The sequence below is a fragment of the Mesorhizobium sp. M2A.F.Ca.ET.039.01.1.1 genome (assembly GCF_003998035.1).
In the GTDB taxonomy this organism is placed as follows: Bacteria; Pseudomonadota; Alphaproteobacteria; order Rhizobiales; family Rhizobiaceae; genus Mesorhizobium.
This window is the reverse complement of record NZ_RZRY01001234.1, coordinates 1-1,108: the sequence shown is the minus strand read 5'-3', so window position 1 is coordinate 1,108 and position 1,108 is coordinate 1. Positions and strand designations below refer to the sequence as shown.

General features: G+C 66.0%; 2 protein-coding genes. Both read right to left on the bottom strand.

The annotated features are described in order from the left end of the window. Positions 1 to 740 (bottom strand): ABC transporter permease (locus tag EOA24_RS38900; protein WP_133374964.1); only part of this gene is annotated, 740 nt, incomplete at its 3' end. After that, positions 737 to 1,108 (bottom strand): ABC transporter permease (locus tag EOA24_RS38895; protein WP_133374962.1); only part of this gene is annotated, 372 nt, incomplete at its 5' end. The genes EOA24_RS38895 and EOA24_RS38900, both read right to left, overlap by 4 nt.

The window sequence follows — 1,108 nt, the reverse complement described above, 5'->3', positions numbered from 1 at the left end:
GTAAGGATCGCCGTTCCCAGCGCCATCACCGTCGGCAGCGAGCGCGGGAAACGCAGCTGGCTCCAGATGTAGAGCGGCAGCGTCGGCTCGGTGCCGGCGAGGAAGAAGACGACGATGAACTCGTCGAAGGAAATCAGGAAAGAAAGCATGAAGGCCGACAGCACGGCGGGCGCGCTCAGCGGCAGCATGACACGCCGGAACGTCGTCCAGTCGGAAGCGCCGAGATCGAGCGCGGCTTCGCGGATCGTCTTCGGGATGGCGGCGAAGCGGCTGCGCATCACCACCACCGTTGTCGGCAGCGCGACGAGGATGTGGCCCAGCACGATCGAGACGCGCGAGGGGCCGAGGCCGATGAGGTTGACCAGAATCAAGAGCGAAATGCCGACGATGACGCCAGGGATCAGGATTGGCAGCCGGGCGATGGCGCTGATCGTGGCGGCGAGTGGGGAGCGGCCGTAGAGGTCCATATAGGAGACGGTGATGCCGCAGAGCGTCGCCCCGCAGGCGGCGATGACGCCGATGACCAGGCTGTTGCCCAAGGCGCCGGACAGCGCCGGATTGCCGTAGAGCGTCTCATACCATTCAAGCGTGAAACCCTGCAGCGGAAACGCCGCCTGGATGGAGTTGTTGAAGGAAAACAGCGGGATCAAAAGCACGGGCAAATAGAGGAAGACGAGATAGCCGAGCACATAGAGGCCGAGCCAGCCGCCGCCTGCGTTGATGTCGGCCCGCCCGCTCATGTGCGGCTGCCGAACCTGCGGTCGGCGCCGCGCGCGACGAGCACCACGCACAGGATCACCAGCATGACGCAGACAGAGAGCGCGGCGCCGAACGGCCAGTCATTGGCCTTGCCGAACTGCGACTGGATCAGCGTGCCGATCATGGTGCTGGCTGGACCGCCGACCATGGCCGGCGTGACATAGTCGCCGACCGTCGGCACGAAGACGACGAGCGCGGCGGCCAGCACGCCCGGCATGGAATTGGGCAGCACGACGCGGCGGAAGCTGGTGAAGGGCCGCGCGCCGAGATCGGAGGCGGCTTCGAGCAGCGATTTCGGGATCGTGTCGAGCGCCACATAGATCGGCAGGATGGCGAAGGGGGCGTAGGC